The organism is Microbacterium sp. X-17 (assembly GCF_039615055.1).
Genome location: NZ_JBDHNI010000003.1, coordinates 1,034,354 through 1,052,071 on the forward strand (window position 1 = coordinate 1,034,354; position 17,718 = coordinate 1,052,071).

Annotated in this window: 20 protein-coding genes and 1 pseudogene; 1 reads left to right on the top strand and 20 read right to left on the bottom strand. The window is 71.6% G+C overall.

What is annotated here, in order from left to right:
- Window position 1 precedes the first annotated feature (1 nt).
- Window positions 2-1,288 carry an extracellular solute-binding protein gene (locus ABCS02_RS19135; RefSeq protein WP_345837254.1) on the bottom strand — a complete coding sequence of 429 codons (1,287 nt, stop codon included), beginning with the start codon at window positions 1,286-1,288 and terminating at the stop codon, window positions 2-4.
- 178 nt (window positions 1,289-1,466) lie between these two features.
- Here ABCS02_RS19135 and ABCS02_RS19140 point away from each other — a divergent pair, with 178 nt between their 5' ends.
- Window positions 1,467-2,630, top strand: coding sequence for an ROK family transcriptional regulator (locus tag ABCS02_RS19140; RefSeq protein WP_345837255.1), 1,164 nt, complete (start codon window positions 1,467-1,469; stop codon window positions 2,628-2,630).
- 28 nt (window positions 2,631-2,658) lie between these two features.
- Here ABCS02_RS19140 and ABCS02_RS19145 read toward each other — a convergent pair whose 3' ends face one another.
- The 19 genes and pseudogenes from ABCS02_RS19145 to ABCS02_RS19235 form a co-directional block, all read right to left on the bottom strand.
- The gene (locus tag ABCS02_RS19145) at window positions 2,659-2,934 is read right to left on the bottom strand and encodes a hypothetical protein (protein WP_345837256.1); all 276 of its coding nucleotides are present in this window, start codon (window positions 2,932-2,934) and stop codon (window positions 2,659-2,661) included.
- Window positions 2,931-3,287: a hypothetical protein gene (locus ABCS02_RS19150; protein ID WP_345837257.1), complete on the bottom strand. Its 357-nt coding sequence runs from the start codon at window positions 3,285-3,287 to the stop codon at window positions 2,931-2,933. Before ABCS02_RS19150 ends, ABCS02_RS19145 begins: the two co-directional genes overlap by 4 nt.
- Window positions 3,287-3,589, bottom strand: coding sequence for an ATP-dependent DNA ligase (locus tag ABCS02_RS19155; protein WP_345837258.1), 303 nt, complete (start codon window positions 3,587-3,589; stop codon window positions 3,287-3,289). The genes ABCS02_RS19150 and ABCS02_RS19155 overlap by 1 nt, the downstream gene beginning before the upstream one ends.
- Window positions 3,590-3,674: 85 nt before the next feature.
- Complete coding sequence (locus tag ABCS02_RS19160) at window positions 3,675-4,529, bottom strand: serine/threonine-protein kinase (RefSeq protein ID WP_345837259.1); 855 nt, start codon at window positions 4,527-4,529, stop codon at window positions 3,675-3,677.
- Window positions 4,530-4,607: 78 nt separating this feature from the next.
- Window positions 4,608-5,897 carry a sensor domain-containing diguanylate cyclase gene (locus ABCS02_RS19165; RefSeq protein ID WP_345837260.1) on the bottom strand — a complete coding sequence of 430 codons (1,290 nt, stop codon included), beginning with the start codon at window positions 5,895-5,897 and terminating at the stop codon, window positions 4,608-4,610.
- Between the two features lie 130 nt (window positions 5,898-6,027).
- Entirely contained in the window at window positions 6,028-6,819 is a 792-nt protein-coding gene (locus ABCS02_RS19170; RefSeq protein WP_345837261.1) for an EAL domain-containing protein, read from the bottom strand.
- 123 nt (window positions 6,820-6,942) lie between these two features.
- Entirely contained in the window at window positions 6,943-7,215 is a 273-nt protein-coding gene (locus ABCS02_RS19175) for a hypothetical protein (RefSeq protein ID WP_345837262.1), read from the bottom strand.
- A gap of 112 nt (window positions 7,216-7,327) precedes the next feature.
- Window positions 7,328-7,471 (bottom strand): hypothetical protein, encoded by a 144-nt coding sequence (locus ABCS02_RS19180; RefSeq protein ID WP_345837263.1) that lies wholly within the window; start codon window positions 7,469-7,471, stop codon window positions 7,328-7,330.
- A 148-nt stretch (window positions 7,472-7,619) separates the two neighbouring features.
- A complete protein-coding gene (gene cysK / locus ABCS02_RS19185; protein WP_345837264.1) occupies window positions 7,620-8,558 on the bottom strand; it encodes a cysteine synthase A in 939 nt (312 codons plus the stop codon).
- 38 nt (window positions 8,559-8,596) lie between these two features.
- Entirely contained in the window at window positions 8,597-9,535 is a 939-nt protein-coding gene (locus tag ABCS02_RS19190; RefSeq protein ID WP_345837265.1) for an NAD(P)/FAD-dependent oxidoreductase, read from the bottom strand.
- Window positions 9,528-9,857 (bottom strand): ferredoxin, encoded by a 330-nt coding sequence (gene fdxA, locus ABCS02_RS19195; RefSeq protein ID WP_345837266.1) that lies wholly within the window; start codon window positions 9,855-9,857, stop codon window positions 9,528-9,530. The genes ABCS02_RS19190 and fdxA overlap by 8 nt, the downstream gene beginning before the upstream one ends.
- Window positions 9,854-11,236 carry an FAD-dependent oxidoreductase gene (locus ABCS02_RS19200; protein WP_345837267.1) on the bottom strand — a complete coding sequence of 461 codons (1,383 nt, stop codon included), beginning with the start codon at window positions 11,234-11,236 and terminating at the stop codon, window positions 9,854-9,856. The genes fdxA and ABCS02_RS19200 overlap by 4 nt, the downstream gene beginning before the upstream one ends.
- Window positions 11,233-11,988 (bottom strand): annotated as a pseudogene (cobA, locus tag ABCS02_RS19205) (uroporphyrinogen-III C-methyltransferase); the annotation flags it as partial. The pseudogene cobA and the gene ABCS02_RS19200, both read right to left, overlap by 4 nt.
- 14 nt (window positions 11,989-12,002) lie before the next feature.
- Window positions 12,003-12,926 (bottom strand): ABC transporter permease, encoded by a 924-nt coding sequence (locus tag ABCS02_RS19210; protein ID WP_345837268.1) that lies wholly within the window; start codon window positions 12,924-12,926, stop codon window positions 12,003-12,005.
- Window positions 12,916-13,638: an ABC transporter ATP-binding protein gene (locus ABCS02_RS19215; RefSeq protein WP_345837342.1), complete on the bottom strand. Its 723-nt coding sequence runs from the start codon at window positions 13,636-13,638 to the stop codon at window positions 12,916-12,918. The genes ABCS02_RS19210 and ABCS02_RS19215 overlap by 11 nt, the downstream gene beginning before the upstream one ends.
- A 34-nt stretch (window positions 13,639-13,672) precedes the next feature.
- Entirely contained in the window at window positions 13,673-14,722 is a 1,050-nt protein-coding gene (locus ABCS02_RS19220; RefSeq protein WP_345837269.1) for an ABC transporter substrate-binding protein, read from the bottom strand.
- 11 nt (window positions 14,723-14,733) lie between these two features.
- Window positions 14,734-16,071, bottom strand: a complete 1,338-nt coding sequence (locus ABCS02_RS19225; RefSeq protein WP_345837270.1) for a GTP-binding protein — start codon at window positions 16,069-16,071, stop codon at window positions 14,734-14,736.
- Window positions 16,071-16,991 (bottom strand): sulfate adenylyltransferase subunit CysD, encoded by a 921-nt coding sequence (cysD, locus tag ABCS02_RS19230; protein ID WP_345837271.1) that lies wholly within the window; start codon window positions 16,989-16,991, stop codon window positions 16,071-16,073. The genes ABCS02_RS19225 and cysD overlap by 1 nt, the downstream gene beginning before the upstream one ends.
- Window positions 16,988-17,713, bottom strand: coding sequence for a phosphoadenylyl-sulfate reductase (locus tag ABCS02_RS19235; RefSeq protein ID WP_345837343.1), 726 nt, complete (start codon window positions 17,711-17,713; stop codon window positions 16,988-16,990). Before ABCS02_RS19235 ends, cysD begins: the two co-directional genes overlap by 4 nt.
- Window positions 17,714-17,718 lie beyond the last annotated feature (5 nt).

Here is a 17,718-nt window from a genome sequence, read left to right on the forward strand (position 1 = left end):
ATCACTTTCCGGTCAGCAGCGGGTCGATCTGCTGGGCCGCCGCGGTGAGCGCGTCCTTGACGCTCGTCGTCCCGGCGAAGGCCGGTGTCAGCGCCGCGCTCAGGATGCCGTCGACCTTGTCGCCCTGCGGGATGGCGAGCCGCGACTTCGCCGTCTTGAGCTGGTCGGCGAAGGTCGTGAAGTACGGGTCGATCGCGGCCTGCTTGGAGGCGAAGGCCGGGACCACGGTCATCTGGCCGGTCTTGGCCATCTCGATCTGGAACTTCTCGGACTGGGTGAAGCGGATGAACTTCTCCGCCGCGGCCTGGTTCTTCGAGGAGGCCGTGAGCACGATGTCCTCGCCGCCGACCACGCTGGTCGACGCGCCGTCGCCCTTGGGCACCGGGGCGTAGATCGGCTGGAAGTCCTTGTACTGTCCCGCCCAGATCGCCTTCATCCACGGCCCGTCGAGGATGGTCGCGTACTTCCCGGTCGGCAGGCCGTCCGACGTGGAGGTCGCGCCCTGGTTGCCGGTGATCAGGTTCGGGATCTGGCCCTCCTTGTAGAGGTCGACCAGGAACTGGATCGCCGCGACCGACTTGGCTCCGTCGAGGTACCCGCTGGCCTTGGTCAGGCTCGCGTTGGTGATCTCGCCGCCGTTGGACCAGATCCACGGGAAGATGTTCCACCCGCCGAGGCCGCCGTCGGCGAAGACGGAGACGCCGGTGCCCTTGAGCTTGGCCGCCATCTGCTTGACCTGGTCGAAGGTCGACGGCGGCGTGCTCATGCCCGCGGCGTCGAGGGCCTTCTGCGAGGTGATGAGCACGCGGGTGTTGGTGTCCAGAGGCAGGCCGTAGTACGTGCCCTTGTACTTGTTCGTCGTCAGCGTCCCCGGGTAGACCGCCTTGGAGAGCGTGCCGAAGTCGGACATCGACTGGGACAGCGGGGTGAGGACGCCGAGCTGGGCGAGCTGCGGCACCCAGCCGATGTCGGAGCGGACCAGGTCGGGGAGGGTGCCGCCGGCGGCGCTGGTGGTCAGCTTCTGGTGGAGGCTGTCGTAGGGGATGTCGACGTAGTTGATCGTGATGCCCGGGTTCGCCTTCTCGAAGGCGGGGATGAGGGTCTTGTTCAGCGCGTCCTGCTGGGCCGAGTTGCCGCCGTTGCCGTAGGAGCCCCAGAAGGTCAGCGTGACCGGGTGGCTGGAGGAGCCGTCGGAGGATCCGGACGACGAGGCGGAGCATCCACTGGCGACCAGTGCGATGGATGCCGCGAGCGCCGCCGTCGCGGCCAGTGCGGTGGAACGCTTCATTGCAGTTCTCCTGTCGGAAGGGGGCGCTCGGTGCGGGCCCCGCGGTGTGGAGTTATTTCTATGACAAAAACAACCCGCTGTCAACAATGACTTACCGGGCCGATTTTCGACCGAGTTGGTTGATTGACGAAACAATCCCGATATGCAAAAGTGTGTTCACGAGACCTGAGGGGGATGCGTGACGATCACTGCACCGACGTGGACGCCGGACACCGGCGCATCGAGGTCCGTCGCGCTCGAAGTCCTCCTCAACGGCCCGCTGTCCCGCAGCGAGATCGCCCGCCGGCTCGACCTCTCCCCCGGGTCGCTCACCCGGCTCAGCGCGCCGCTCATCGAGTCGGGGCTCCTGGTCGAGACGGGCGAGCTGGCCGAGGGCCGGACGGGACGCCCCTCCCGCCCCCTCGACGTCGTCTCCGGCTCACGCCACTTCATCGGCATGAAGCTGATGGCCGACCGGGTGCAGGGCGTCACCACCGACCTGCGCGCCAACGTCATCGCCACCGACATGGTCGAGTTCGGCTCCCGCGACCCCCGGACCGTCGCGGACGCCATCGGCGTGCTGGCCGAGCGGCTCTCCCGCGACGTGCCCCCGGTGACCGCCCTCGGCGTCGGCCTCGGCGGCCGCATCGCCGACAACTCGCGTGTCGCGAGCGCCGCGTTCCTGGAGTGGGAGGACGTGCCGCTGGTCGAGATGATCGAGCAGCGCACCGGCATCTCCACCGTGATCGAGAACGACGTCGTCGCCTTCACCGAGGCGGAGCACTGGTTCGGCTACGGCCGCGGCCTGGACCGCTTCGCCGTGATCACCCTCGGCGCCGGCGTGGGCTACGGCCTGGTCATCCACGACGGGATCGTGGCCGACGACGACGCCGGCATCGGCCTCATCGGCCACTGGCCGCTCGACCCGTACGGCCCGCTCTGCCCGGCTGGCCACCGCGGCTGCGCCCGCAGCGTCCTCACCCAGGAGGCCATCGTCCACGAGGTCGGCACCGCACTGGGGCACGACGTGAGCTACGACGAGGCCCTGACCCTGGCGGCCGCCGGCGAGCCCGCCGCACGCCGGGTCGTCGATGACGCCGGCCGCGGCCTCGGCCGCCTGCTGGCCGCCGTGGCCAACCTCACGATGCCCGAGCGCATCGTGCTCGGCGGGGAGGGAGTCCGCCTCGTGGAGGTCGCCCGCGAGGCCATCGACCAGGGCGTCGCCGCCGACCGCGACCCGCGCGCCAAGACGCTCGACCTGATCACGACCCCCGGCGACAACCTGGAGTGGTGCCGGGGCGCGGCGGTGATCGCCATCCAGACCTACGTGCTCGGCACGCACCCGGGGTCGGCGGGGAGCTGAGTCCCGCTCGAACAGAGTCCTGCTGGGCTCAAAGCCCGTCGAACGTGTCGTCGTCGATGCTCGACTCCGACACCTCCGCGCCGTCGGCCTCCGGAATCGCGTCGCCTCCGACGTCGATCTGGCTCCAGACCACCGGCATGCCCGGCGAGAACAGGATGTCGATGCCGGGGCCGGAGCGCAGCGGCGGGATGTTCACGTAGTCGCCGCCCGCCTGGATCGCGTTCTTGATCTTCTCGCGCAGCTCCGTCACCGATCCCGGCAGGAAGTAGTCCTTGCCATCGACGGTCAGCCTGTTGACGATCACTCTTCATCCATTCGGTCGGTCTTGCTCTGGGCCTGCGCCGGCGACTCTACGCCCGCGCCGGGTTCGTCGACGATGCGGAGTCCGGAGACGCTGTTGGCCGTGCGCACCAGCGCCTCGACCCACGCCCGGTTGATCGGCTCGCGCGTGTGGGTGGGATAGGTGAAGCGGAGGCCGACGGTCGGGGAGATCCAGACCGAGTTGGAGCCGCTTCCCGCCGCGGCCGCGACGTCCCACGAGAAGACGAAGCTCTCGCTCCGCCGCAGCTTCGTGACGATCGCGAGCTGCAGGTGCGCGAGGAGGCGGTCGTCGAACTCGACCGACGACGCGGCGTCGCCGTAGAAGAGCGTGCCCATCAGTGCGCCGGAGGCTCGGGGACGACGCGCAGACCGCCGACGCTGTTGGCGGCGTCCATCAGCGCTTCGGTCCACGCCCGGTTGAGCGCGGGGCGGCGGCTGCCCACGTACTGGAAGTGCACCGGGACGGACGGGTTGATCCAGATCGCGGTCCGGCCGCGCGAGTACGCCTCGTCGTGGTCCCACTCGAAGAGGAACTGCTCGTTGCGGCGCAGCTTCGACGTGATGACGAGCTGGAGGTGGGCCAGCAGGCGGTCGTCGATGTCGATCTTCGCGCCGGTGCCGTAAATCAGAGTGCCCAACCGGTGGTCTCCTTCCGAGGGCGTGCGCCGGCGCGGGTCACGCCGGCCTGTCGATCATATGCTGCCCGGTCTGCCGATCCCGGGCTCACGCGGGCTCGTGTTCCCGCTGTGCCCGGAGGGCTCCCCGCGCGGCCTCCGCGACGTCCGCCGCGGTCGGGCGGTCGGCGGCGTGGGCCTGCGTCATCCAGGCGATGAGCTCCCGCCACGACTCGGGGACCGTGTCGGGCAGCTCGGGGTCGCGGTCCAGCCGGGCGAGCGCCGACTCGACCGCCGAGCCGGGGAAGGCGATGGATCCGGTGAAGCATTCGAGCAGGACGAGCCCGAGCGAGTAGATGTCGGAGGCCGGCGTCAGGTTCTGGCTGCGGACCTGCTCGGGACTGAGGTAGGCCGCGGTGCCGAAGGTCGCCTCGGCGGCCTCCTGAGGGCCGGTCGCGTGGATGGCGATGCCGAAGTCCGTCAGCCGCGCCCGCGGACGCGAGAACCGGGTGCCGTAGTCGACGATCATAATGTTCGCCGGGGTCACGTCGCGATGGATGACGCCGCGCGCGTGGACGTATTCGAGCGTCTCGGCCACCTCGAACGCGACCTCCCCGATCTGGCGCGTCGACAGGGTGCCCGCGTTCAGCAGCCCGCGGAGCGTGTCGCCCTCGACCAGCTCGATGACCAGGAACGGACGCGGGTCCTTCGGCGAGGAGTCGTCGACTCCGGCGTCGAGGATCGACACCACGCCGTGATGGTGGAGGCGGGCGAGCACACCCACCTCGGCCCGGAACCGTGCGAGGTCGCCCGGGCCTCCCGACGAGAACAGCTTGACGGCGACATCGCGGCCGAGGTTCTCGTCGCGCGCGCGGAAGACCATCGCCGAACCGCCGCGTGCGAGCAGCCGCTGCGGCCGGTACCGTCCGAGCAGGAGGGGGACCGGGGTGTCGGGTGCACTCACGTCCACATTCTCCGGCATTCCGGAATTCCCCGCGCCCCGGTAGACCCGGGCGTCCATCCCTGGTATTGCGTGCGTCCGCTAGCGCCCGGCCCCGTAGACGACGGCCTGGTCGCCGCCACCGCGCTTCGCCGCGTACATCGCCTGGTCCGCGAGCCGGATGAGGTGGTCGATCGACTGGCCCGCGACATCGTCCGTGATGGCGATGCCCACGCTGGCCGTGATGTTCAGCTCGCGAGGGATGCCGGCGAAGTCCTCCGCGATGGCGGCCCTGGCCCGGTCGGCGAGTTCGAGCGCGTCGGTCGTGTCGGCGACCTGCAGCGCGGCGATGAACTCGTCTCCGCCGTAGCGCGCGATCATGTCCTCCTGGCGGAAGACCCGGCTCAGCCGGTCCGCGACCTCCTTGAGCACGCGGTCGCCCGAGGCATGCCCCAGGGTGTCGTTGATGGCCTTGAAGCCGTCGAGGTCGACGAAGAGCACCGCGACCTGGTCCGCGTGGGCGCGCTCGGTGTGGTGCAGGTTCTCGTCGAACAGCCGCCGGTTCGGCAGGCCCGTGACCTCGTCCAGCATCGCCGCCCGGCGCAGTCGCGCCTCCAGGCGCAGTCGTACGAGGACCTGCCCGGCCAGCTGGGCCAGCGCCTCGGCCAGCGGCACGGCCTGGTCGTCGAAGGCGCGGGGCTGGTCGAAGTAGCAGGCGAACGCGCCGTAGAGGACGTCGTCCTCGATGATCGGCACACCGATGATCGCGGAGACGCCCGACCGTTCGAAGACGCCGCTCAACCCGAGGCCCGGTGCCACGACGTCGGCTTCGGCGGGCGATTGGATCGTCACCACGCTCCCGAGCTGCACGCTCTCATCCCTGGCGTCCTCCGGCCACTCCGCCTCCAGCAGGTTCTCCCCCGCCACGAGCGCGTAGTTGCCCGGTTCGCCGGTGTGCACGCTGCACGCCGTCGCGTTGAACGCCCGGCGGGCGGTCTCCGACAGCAGCTCGCCGAGCTCCTCCTCGGTCCGCGTCTTCGCGAACGCGACGGACGCCGCCAGCAGCAGCTGGAGCCGGTCGCTCTCGCGTCGTCCGAGCGCCACCGTGCGCTCGCCGACCGCGGCCAGCTCCGGGTCGAAGGCGACGATCGTGTGGCCGCCGGAGATGCGCACGGCGCGGATCACCACCGAGCTCCGCGTCTCCTGATACCCGTGGGCCGTCGACGCCAGGCGGATGCCGCCGGGGTTGCCGGTGGCCAGCGCCGCGGACAGCTCGTCGCCGTCGACGCCGAGCACCGTGGCGAGGGGCATGCCGACCAGGTTGTCGTGCTGGCGGCTGGCCCAGACCTCCAGCGCCTGGTTGGCGTCGACGATGGTGTGGGATCGGTCCACAAGGGCTCGAGGGAAGGGCTGCATGCGCGCGACCTCGTCGCGCACATCGGGCCTCAAATGCGTGACCGGTCGAAGTGCATGTGTTGAGAGTGACTGGTCGCGAGGCAAACGTCAAGTTGCCACACGTCAATCATTTGAGCGGGAGGCCTCCGGCGCCGACCAGGAGGCTGTCCACATCCGCTTTCGTCGTCGGCCGCGACAGCAGGTACCCCTGGCCGCGATCGCAGTGGAGCGCGCGGACCCGGGCGAGCTGCGCCTCCGTCTCGATGCCCTCCGCGACCAGGCGCATCCCCTGCGATTTGCCGAACTCGACGGCACGCGCCAGGTCCTCGCTGTGCGGGCCCTGGGTCTCCTGCACGAGGGACTGGTCCACTTTGAGCTCGATCGCCTGCAGCGCGATGACCTGCTCGCGCGACGCGTAGGCCGCGCCGAAATCATCGACGGAGATGTTCACGCCGAGTTCACTCAGCCGGTGGACGGTGTCGATCGCCTCCGGGACCTGGGTCACCGGAGTGGTCTCGGTCACCTCCAGCGTCAGCAGCCGGGGGCGGAGGGAGAACTCGTCGAGCAGTCCGGCGATCGTGTCGACGATCGCGGACGTCCGCAGCTGGAGGATCGAGACGTTGACGGCGACCTCGATCGGGTGGCCCTGGTCCTGCCAGTCGCGGGCGGCGTGGCAGCCGAGCCGCAGCATGACATCCCCGACCCCGCCGACGAGCCCCAGGCGCTCGGCCATCGGGATGAACTCGCCCGGAGCGATCAGACCGAACTGCGGGTGGATCCACCGGGCCAGCGCCTCCGCGCCGACGACCTCGCCGGTCTCCAGCGAGAACTGCGGCTGGAACAGGGCGATGATCTCGCCGCGGCTCGCGGCGTCCGGGAGGTCGCGCTCCAGCCGGGCGCGGCGGTCGTCAGCAGGCACGTCTCACCTCCCAGCTCCTGTTGTTCGCTTCAGTGTGTCGTATCGACGGCAAAACCCGGGACCATTGCTCGATCGCGGACAACGCCCTATAATCCGCGCCGGTCTCGCGCTGTGCCACCGGCTTCAGCGCTCGTCGCCTGCCACGGACCAGTGGCTGCACACCGCCGTCTGCGCGTCGGAGCGCGCCGCGAACACCCCCAGGTCGTGACCGTCGAAGCCGGTAGCGACGTACCCGTCGAGGTTGCGGTCCACCATCCCCACGTACTCGGTCGGCGTCCCGGCGACCCAGAGCCACCGGGCCGGCGTGCTCCACGACACGGTCTCGGTCGCTGTGCCCGGCGCGAGCGCGTCCCCGGCCATCCGATCGGCTTCGGGGCGGTCCATGGCGATCGTCATCACTGACTCCTTCTGTCGAGAGCGCGGCCGGAAGTGCCGTCCGCTGTGCTCGAAACTAAGTCAGATCGGAGCCGAGGCTCGGGGGATTGACGAGGGCGCGGGCGCGGTATAGCTACGCCGGGTACGGGCGCTTCTCGTCGCAGAACGCGCACACCAGGTGCCCGTTCGTGTACTCCCAGACGTGGGCGTGAGGGGCTGCGAAGTACGCGCAGCGGTCCGTGACGGTGGCTGTGTCGATGGTCTCTGTGGCAGGCATTTCGGGGTCGGCTTTCTGCGGCGGGGGTCGGCGCGTTGAGCGTCTTCGTTGGTGTTACATCGGAATCAGTATCCGGGCGGGCGCCTGACACCCGAAATACCTAGTACTGGTGCCGCCTGATGGGGGCACACGCGCCGGCCGCCACCCCTCAGTCGCCGAGCCCCTCCCACAGCGCGGTCGAGATGTACCGCTCGCCGGTGTCGGCGACGATCGCCACGACGGTCTTGCCCGCGTTCTCCGGCCGCTTGGCGACCTCCAAGGCGGCCCAGACGATCGCACCGGAGGAGATGCCCGCGAGGATGCCCTCCTCGGACGCCAGCCGCTTGGCGACGTCGAGGGAGTCCTCGAACGACACGTCGATGACCTCGTCGTAGACGGAGGTGTCCAGGATCTCCGGGACGAAGTTCGCCCCCATGCCCTGGATCTTGTGCGGGCCCGGCTTGCCGCCGTTGAGGATCGGGGAGTCGATCGGCTCGACCGCGATCACCTGCACGCCCGGGTTGCGCTCCTTCAGCACCTGCCCGACACCGGTGATGGTGCCGCCGGTGCCGATCCCGGAGACGAAGATGTCCACACCGCCGTCGGTGTCCGCCCAGATCTCCTCGGCCGTGGTGGCCCGGTGGACGGCCGGGTTGGCCTCGTTGGCGAACTGCTGCGCCCAGATCGCGTTGTCACTCTCGGCGACGATCTGCTTCGCCGCCTCGACCGCTCCGCGCATCCCATCCGGGCCGGGGGTGAGGACGATCTCGGCGCCGAACGCGCGCAGCAGCACCCGCCGCTCCTTCGACATCGTCTCCGGCATGGTCAGGATCACCTTGTACCCGCGGGCCGCGCCGACCATCGCCAGGGCGATGCCGGTGTTGCCGCTGGTGCCCTCCACGATCGTCCCACCCGGGCGCAGCGCCCCGGACTTCTCGGCCGCGTCGATGATCGCGACACCGATGCGGTCCTTCACGCTCCCCGCCGGGTTGAAGAACTCCAGCTTCGCCAGCACGGTCGCGCCGGCGTCGGCGGCGAGCCGGTTCAGCGTGACCAGCGGGGTGCGGCCGACAGCGGCGGTGATGTTGTCGTAGACGTTGGTGGGCATGGCTCTCTCTCGTGTTCGTGACGGGTGGAGGTGCGGGGTCAGGTGAGGATCCGGCTGAGCGCGGAGGCGGCCTGGACCTGGAGGTCGGCGACGATGGCGGCCGCGGTGCGCGCGCCGGTGCCGGCGGCGATGATCATTTGCTGCGGACCGGGAGCGGCGACGTCGCCGGCGGCGTACAGCCCCGGGACCGAGGTCCGGCCCTCGTCGTCCGTGAGGAGGAAGCCGTCGGCCGACTGCTCGGGGCGGAGGCCGTCGATGAAGCCGGTCGCGATCGTCCAGGTGGGCCGGATGAACCCCCCGTCGATCGGGATCGACCGGCCGTCCTCCAGCAGCACGGAGCGGACGGTTCCGCGCTCCCCGTCGAGGTCCGCGATCGTGGTCCGCTCGACCCGGAAGCCGAGTGCGTCGAGGGCGGTCTCCTCCTCGGCGGTGACGGCCGCGGACCCGTTCGTGAAGACGGTGAGGTCGGTCGTCCAGCGCGCCAGGTGCACCGCGCGGCGGGCGAGGTCCGGCGTCTCACCGATGAGGGCAAGCCGCTGGCCGCGCAGGTCCCAGGCGTCGCACGCGACGCAGCTGAACACGCTCATCCCGTAGAACGAGCGGATGCTCGGGAGCGCGGGGAGGGTTTCGGTCAGCCCGGTCGTGAGGAGGACCGTCCTGGCCGAGACCGAGTGGCTCTCGTCCGGCGTCCGGCCGGCGATCTCGACCACGAACCCGTCGCCGTCCGCGCGCACCGAGGCGACCGACCGCCGCTCCAGGTGCTCGACGTTCTCGTACGCCGCGAGTTCGGCCTTGGCGAGGGCGCGCAGCTCGGTCGGGCGGATGCCGTCGCGGGTGAGGAACCCGTGCGAGCGCAGCGTCGCGGCGTTCCGGGGCCGGCTGGCGTCCACCAGCACGACGTCGACCAGCGCCCGCGCGAGGTTGAGGGTGGCGGACAGCCCGGCCGGGCCGCCGCCGATGACGACGACCTCAGGCATGCACCGCCTCCTGCGGCGGCAGCGCGGCGATCAGCGGGTGGTCGAACGGCTGCGGGCCGACCTTGGAGGCGCCGCCCGGATTCCCGAGCTCGGTGAAGAACTCCACGTTCGCCGCGTGGTAGTCGGCCCACTCCTCCGGGAGGTCGTCCTCGTAGTAGATCGCCTCGACCGGGCAGACCGGCTCGCACGCGCCGCAGTCGACGCACTCCTCGACGTTGATGTAGAGCGAGCGCTCGCCCTCGTAGATGCAGTCGACGGGACACTCGTCGATGCAGGCGCGGTCCTTCACATCCACGCACGGCAGCGCGATCACGTAGGTCATCGGACGATCACCTCGCGGTTGGAGATCGCGACCTGCTCCTCGCGCGGCACGACCTTGACCCGCTCGCGGACCACGTCGCCGGCGAAGCCGTCGCCCAGCGCGCGCTCGTGCGCGTCGAGGGCGAGCCAGCCCTCCCACGTCGTGTAGCGGACGCCGCGCGACTCCAGGAAGGACAGCACGGTGTCCTCCCCCGGGCGCTCGGCGTCGGCCAAGGCGGGGTGGTCCTCCAGCAGCTTCTCGATGGTCTCGCCGGCGTCGCCCTTGGTGTGGCCGATCAGGCCGACCGGGCCGCGCTTGATCCAGCCGGTCGCGTAGAGGCCGCGCACCGGCTCGCCGCCGTCGAGGACGCGGCCGCCGTCGTTGGGGATGACCCCGGCGGCCTCGTCGAACGGGAGGTCGCGCACGGGGGTCCCGCGGTAGCCGATCGCCCGGTAGACGGCCTGCACGTCGTAGTCGGCGAACGCTCCGGTGCCGCGGATGCCGCCCTCGCCGTCCGGCTCGGTGCGCTCGAAGCGGATGCCGGTCACGGCCTCCTCGCCGAGCAGCTCGACCGGCCGGTGCCAGAAGTGCAGGTGCAGGCGGCGCGGGGCGCTGCCCGGCTCGCGGTCGCGCCACGACTGCAGGATGCGCGCCATGACCTTGGCCTGGTTGCCCGCAGCGCGGCGCTCCCCCGTCACGGCGTCCGCGCGGTCGAAGTCCTCGTCGTACAGGACGATGTCGACGCCGGGCACCTCGCCGAGCTCGCGCAGCTCGATCGGGGTGAACTTGATGTCCTCCGGGCCGCGGCGGCCGAAGACGTGCACGTCGGTGATCGGCGAGGCGGCCAGCCCCGCGTGCACGTTGTCCGGGATGTCGGTGGTCAGCAGGTCGGCCGGGTGCTTGGCCAGCACGCGCGCCACGTCCAGGGCGACGTTGCCGTTGCCCAGCACCGCGACCTCGGTGGCCTCCAGCGGCCAGTGCCGCGGCACGTCGGGGTGGCCGTCGTACCAGGAGACGAAGTCCGCGGCGCCGAAGCTGCCCGGGAGGTCGAGGCCGGGGAGGCCGACCACGGCGTCGCGCTGCGCGCCGGTCGCGAAGATCACCGCGTGATAGAGGGACTGGAGCTCGTCCACGGTGATGTCGGCGCCGACCTCCACGTTGCCGATCAGCCGCACGGACCCGTCGGCGAGCATGTCGTGCAGCGACGTGACGATCCCCTTGATGCGAGGGTGGTCGGGGGCGACGCCGTAGCGGATGAGGCCGTACGGCGCGGGCAGGGACTCGAACAGGTCGATCCGGGCGTCGATGCCGGCCTCGGCGGCGCGGGTGCGCAGGATGTTGCCGGCGTAGATGCCGGCGGGTCCGGCGCCGACGACGGCCACGCGGAACGGTCGGGTCATTGATGGGCCTCTCTGTACGGTGCAGTGCTGTGGGCTGCGGGGATGGGGAGGAGGTCGGGGTCGGCCAGCCGGACCACGTCGCCGACGATGATCACGGCCGGCGACTGCACGCCGCGCACGGCGGCCTCCGCGGCGATGGTGCCGAGGGTGCCGACCGTCACACGCTGGCCGTCGCCGTAGCCGTCCTCCACGATGGCGACCGGGCAGTCCGCGCCGCGGCGGCCGGCGGCGAGGGTCGCGGCGGTGCTCGCGAGCCCGGAGACGCCCATGAGCAGGATGACGGTGTGCTCCGGCCCGCCCGGCACCTGGTCGATGTCGGTGTGCGCCGACAGCACGGTGAACCCGGCGGCGACCCCGCGGTGAGTGACCGGGATGCCGGCGATGGACGGCACGGCGATGGCGCTGGTCACGCCGGGGACGACCTCCACCGGGACACCGGCGGCGCGGCAGAACTCGGCCTCCTCGCCGCCGCGTCCGAAGACGAACGGGTCGCCGCCCTTCAGCCGCACGACGCGCTTGCCCGCGCGGGCGTGCTCGACCAGGAGCTCGTTGATCTGCGACTGGGGCACCGGGTGGTGGTGCGGGCGCTTGCCGACGTCGATGACCTCCACGCCGGGCGCGAGGTCGTCCAGCAGGGCGCGCGGGCCGAGCCGGTCGGCGATCACGACATCGGCTGCGGTCAGCAGCTGACGCCCGCGGACGGTGATGAGGTCCGGATGGCCGGGGCCGCCCCCGACCAGGGCGACGGAGCCGCGGCGTTGTTCGTTCATCGGGTCGCTCCCGTCAGTCCGCGGCGGCGCAGCAGCGTGCGCTCGACCGGTGCGAAGAAGGCCAGCTCGATCACGATGCCGACGACGAGGATCGTCAGGGTGGTGGCGAGCACACTGGGCAGGTCAGCGAGCACGCGGCTCTGCTCCAGCATCGAGCCCAGGCCGAAGCCGAGCGAGCCCGCGATGATCTCGGCCGCCATCAGCGACCGCCACGCGAACGCCCAGCCCTGGCGGAGCCCCGCGACGTAGCCGGGCAGCGCGGCCGGGAAGAGGATGCGGGTCTGCAGCTGCCGCCGGTTCGCGCCGAGGACGACGCCGACCCGGCGCAGCTGCGGCGGCACCTGGTCGATCCCGGCGAGGAGCCCGTTGACGATCGAGGGGACGGCGCCGAGCAGCACGACGAAGTACACGGCAGCGTCGGTCAGCCCGAACCAGAGGATCGCCGCGGGCACCCACGCCACCGAGGGCAGCACCTGGAGGCCGGAGAGGATCGGCCCGACCGCCCGGCGCAGCCAGCGCACCTCGGCCAGCAGCAGCCCGAGCGGCGTCGCGATCAGGATCGCGAGCAGGAAGCCGAAACCGCCGCGGCCGAGGCTGGTCGCGATCGCCGTTGCGAGGTGGCCGGAGGCCGCGGCGCTGCCGAGCGCGCCGAGCACGTCCGCCGGGCCCGGGTAGAGGTCCGGGCGCGGGTGGGCGATGACGATGTAGAGCTGCCAGGCGAGGACGGCGGCGAGCACGAAGACGATGGGCGGGACGACGGACCGCGCGAGGCGGCGCGCGCGGCTCGGCCCGGCATCCCGGACGGTCTGCAGCGAGTCCAGGCCGGACTCCAGTGCGCGGAGCTCGGAGGTCCCGGCCTCCACGCGGGCGGGCGAAGGCGCGGACGCGATCGTCGGGGTTGCGGTGGCTTCAGGCGGCATTGCGGATCAGCTCCTCTCGCAGCCGGCGGGTGATCTGGTCGTCCAGCCGGGCGGTCTCCACCGGGTCGGCCCCGGCCCGGACGTCGGCCGGCACCTCCCATTCGACGGCGACCCGGCCGGGACGCGAGCTGAGCAGTACGATCCGCTTGCCGAGGCGCAGCGCCTCCCGGACGTTGTGGGTGACGAAGACGATGGTGCGGCCGGTCTGCCGCCAGATCCGCTCCAGCTCGACGTGCAGGAGGTCGCGGGTGATCGCGTCGACCGCCGCGAACGGCTCGTCCATCAGGAGCACGTGGCGGTCCTGCGCGAGCGCGCGGGCGAGGGCGACGCGCTGCCGCATCCCCCCGGAGAGCTCGTGCGGCCGGCGGTCGGCGGCGTGCGAGAGCGAGACGAGCTCCAGGAGCTCGTCGACGCGGGCCCGGCGCTCGTCGCGCGGCGCTCCGCCGAGGTCCAGGGCGAGCTCGACGTTGCGGCGGGCGGTCAGCCAGGGCAGCAGCGCGGCATCCTGGAACATCATCGCGACCGCGCCGCTGGGCACCGCGACCTCGCCGGTGGTCGGCTGTTCGAGTCCCGCGATCAGGTTCAGGATGGTGGACTTGCCGCACCCGGACGCCCCGAGCAGACAGACGAACTCGCCGTCGCCCACCCGGAGGTCCACGTCGTCGAGCACGACGGGTGCGTGTGCGCCGAAGCGCTTGCTCACTCCCGTCAGCGTGACGGCGGTGCGGTCGAGGTCGCTCACGGTGTCACCCCAGGCTCCCGGCGGAGGCCTTGGGCTGCCCGGCGGCCGTGCGGACGGCGTTCAGGGCGGTCAGGTCGAACAGCCCCTTCAGCGAGCCCTTGGTGCCGAGGCCGACCGCGGTGGCGTGCTGGACGAGGGTCGGGAACGCTGCAGCATCCGGGTCGGTGTCGAAGGCGACGTGGTCGAGCGCCCGCGCGAGCACGCCGGTCGCCAGGGTCTTGCCGGTGTCGGCCTTCAGCTGCGCGTTGATGTCGCTCGCGGCCTTCGCCGGGTTCTTCAGGGCGGCGACCGCGTCGGCGTTGCCCTTCACGAGCGCCTTCACCGTCTGCGGGTGCGCCTTCAGGAACGACGCGGAGACGGCGAGGACGGTGGTCGGGAACTTTCCGCCCGGCCACAGGGACGCCTCGTCCACGAGCACCTTCGCGTTGCCGTCGAGCACGAACCGGGACACCCACGGCTCCGGCACCCAGGCGCCGTCGATCTTGCCCGCCTGGAACGCCGTCAACGCCTGCGCGTTGTCGGTCGGGGCGATCGTGAGGTCTCCCCCTCCGGTGGTGGACGTGTGCAGGCCCTGCTTGCTGAGCCAGTAGCGGAGTGCGACGTCCTGCGTGTTGCCGAGCTGCGGGGTGGCGATGGTCTTGCCCTTCAACTGCTCGGGCGAGGTGATGTCGCTCTTCACGACGAGGGCAGCGCCGCCGACGGCGACGCCGGAGACGATCTTCAGCGACTGGCCTGCGCTCTTCAGGTAGGAGTTGATCGCGGGGCTCGGGCCGATGTAGGCGGCGTCGATCGCGCCGGCGCTGAGCGCCTCGACCTCGGCGGGACCGGCGTTGAACTGGGTGGTCTTCAGCGCGGTCTTGCCGAGCGCCTTCTGCAGCAGCCCGTCGTGGATGCCGACCAGCGCGGGCGCGTGGGTCACGTTGTCGAAGTAGCCGACGCGGATGGCCGCGGCCGGGGTGGGTTCGGCGCTGACGGCGGAGGCCGCGCAGCCGGTGAGTGCGGCGGTGGCCGCGGCGAGCGCGAGGACGGCGACGGTGCGGAGCGGGGTGCGCATGCGGGGTCCTTTCAGGAGACGATGCCGGCGGCGAGGGTCGCGCCGGATTGCGGGTCGATGAGGAGGAAGGCTCCGGTCTGCCGGTTGACCGCGTACGGTTCGACCGGCAGCGCCTCGGCGAGCTGGAGGGTGACGTGACCGATGTCGTTGACCTCCAGCGCCCCCGCGGGGACGACCTGGAGCGTTGTGAGGTCCCGGCGGCCCTCGATCGCGGTGAGCCGCGCCTGGACGGTCGCGGTTCCCCACTTGAGCAGCACCCGGGCGCCGGGGAGGCCGCGGGAGGCGTCCAGCCAGAACACCTCGGCGGTCAGCGTCGAGCGCGGGTCGGGCAGCGTGCCGGCCGCGCCGATCAGCGCGCCGCGGGCGAGGTCGAGGTCGTCCGCGAGACTCACGGCGACGGACTGCGGCGCGACCGCGGACTCCACGCTGCGCCCGGCGACGTCGATGCGGGTCACGACCGTGGTCGTGCCCGCGGGGTGGACGCTGACCCGGTCGCCGACCGCGATGCCGCCCGAGGCGATGCGCCCGGCGGCCGAGCGGTAGTCCCGGTACGCGGTCGCGTCGAGCCCGGGAGCGAGCGCTCCCTGCGGGCGGAGCACGAGCTGCACCGGGAGGCGAAGGTCCTCGGTGGGCGTCTCGAGCTGGTCGGCGCTCGGCAGCGCCTCCAGCAGTTCGAGCAGCGCCGGCCCGTCGTACCAGGGCGTGCGGGCCGACCGATCGGCGACGTTGTCCCCGTCGACGGCGCACACCGGCACGATGTGGAGGTCGCGGATGCCGAGCTCCTCGGTCACCGCGACCAGTTCCTCCGTCACCTGGCGCACCCGCTCGGCGTCGAACCCGATCAGGTCGATCTTGTTGATCGCCACGATCACGTGCGGCACCCGCAGCAGGCTGATGACCGCGAGGTGGCGGCGGGTCTGCTCCGGCACGCCGTTGCGAGCGTCGACCAGCAGCACGACCGCGTCGGCGGTGGTGGCGCCGGTGACCATGTTGCGCGTGTACTGCACGTGCCCCGGGCAGTCGGCGAGGATGAACGAGCGCGCGTCCGTCGCGAAGTAGCGGTAGGCGACGTCGATGGTGATGCCCTGCTCGCGCTCGGCGCGGAGTCCGTCGGTCAGCAGCGCGAGGTCGAGGCCGCCGGCCTCGCCGCCGAAGCCGCGCTCCCGGGAGGTGCGCTCGACCGCGGCGAGGTGGTCGGCAAGGATCGCCTTGGAGTCGTGCAGCAGCCGACCGACCAGGGTCGACTTGCCGTCGTCCACCGAGCCGGCGGTCGCGAAGCGGAACAGCGTCCCGCGGGTCGGCGCGGAGGCCGCGGCCGCCGGTCGGGTCGTGTCGTCGAGGAGCGTCATCAGAAGTATCCCTGTCGTTTCCGGTCTTCCATCGCGGCCTCGGAGATGCGGTCGTCCGCCCGGGTCGCGCCGCGCTCGCTGAGCGTGGAGGCCGCGACCTCCCGCACCACCGCGGTCACGTCGCGCGCGTCGGACTCGACCGCGCCCGTGCAGCTCATGTCGCCGACCGTGCGGTAGCGCACCAGCCGGCGCTCGACGGTCTCGCCGCGGTCGGCGGGCGAGACCGGGCCGACCGCCCGCCACATCCCGTCGCGGGCGAACACGTCGCGCTCATGTGCGTAATAGAGAGGAGGCAGCTCGATGCCCTCGCGCTCGATGTAGCGCCAGACGTCGAGCTCGGTCCAGTTGCTGATCGGGAACGCGCGCACGTGCTGACCGGGCGTGTGCCGGCCGTTGTACAGACTCCACAGCTCGGGCCGCTGGTTGCGCGGGTCCCACTGGCCGAAGCCGTCGCGCAGCGAGAGGATGCGCTCCTTCGCCCGGGCTTTGTCCTCGTCGCGGCGCGCGCCGCCGAAGACCGCGTCGTGCCGTCCCGCCTCGATCGCGTCCAGCAGCGGCACGGTCTGCAGCGGGTTGCGCGTGCCGTCCGCGCGCTCGGTGAGCCGGCCGTCGTCGATGTAGTCCTGCACCCGGGCCACGGCCAGCGGGATGCCGAACCGCTCGGCGGTCGCGTCGCGGAAGTCGAGGACCTCCGGGAAGTTGTGCCCGGTGTCCACGTGCAGCAGCGAGAACGGGATGCGCGCCGGCCAGAACGCCTTCGCCGCCAGGTGGAGGACGACCACGGAGTCCTTGCCGCCCGAGAACAGCAGCACGGGCCGCTCGAACTCGGCGACGACCTCCCGGATGATGTGGATGGACTCGCTCTCCAGCTGGTCGATGAGGTCGAGCGCCGGCGCGGCCGTCAGAGTCGTGTCGGTCATTCGTGCAACCCGCATTCCGTCTTGGCGAGCCCGGCCCACCGGCCCGAGCGCGGGTCCTCCCCCTCCGCCACCGGCTTGGTGCACGGCTCGCAGCCGATCGAGGGATACCCGTTGGACAGCAGCAGGTTCAGCGGCACCGCGTTCGCCGTGGCGTAGTCGAGCAGCTCGTCGAACGTCCACGCCGCCAGCGGGTTGACCTTCACCAGCCCGTTCTTCTCGTCCCAGCTGATGAACGGCGTCGCGGTGCGCGTGGGAGCCTCCTCGCGGCGGACCCCGGTGAACCAGAGCTCGTAGCCGGTCAGCGACCGCTGTAGCGGCTCGACCTTGCGGCGGGCGCAGCACAGGTTGGGGTCGCGGGCGAACAGCTCCGCGCCGAACTCGGCGTCCTGCTCGGCGACGGTCTGCTTCGGCTTCACATCCACCACCCGCACGTCCAGCGCCCTGGCGACCTCGTCGCGGGTCACGTAGGTCTCCACGAAGTGGTAGCCGGTGTCGAGGAACAGCACGTCCACTCCCGGCAGCGCGGCCGCGACGACGTGCGGGAGGACGGCGTCGGCCATCGAGCAGGCGACGGCCGTGCGCTCCACGGCGAAGTTGTCGGCCACCCAGCGGACGATCTGCTCCGCGGTCGCGTCCTCCAGCTCCCGCGCGCCGCGCTCGGCCAGCGCGCGAAGTTCGTCCACCGGCCGCAGCTCGGCGGGTCGCACGGGCAGGCTGCCCAGGTTGG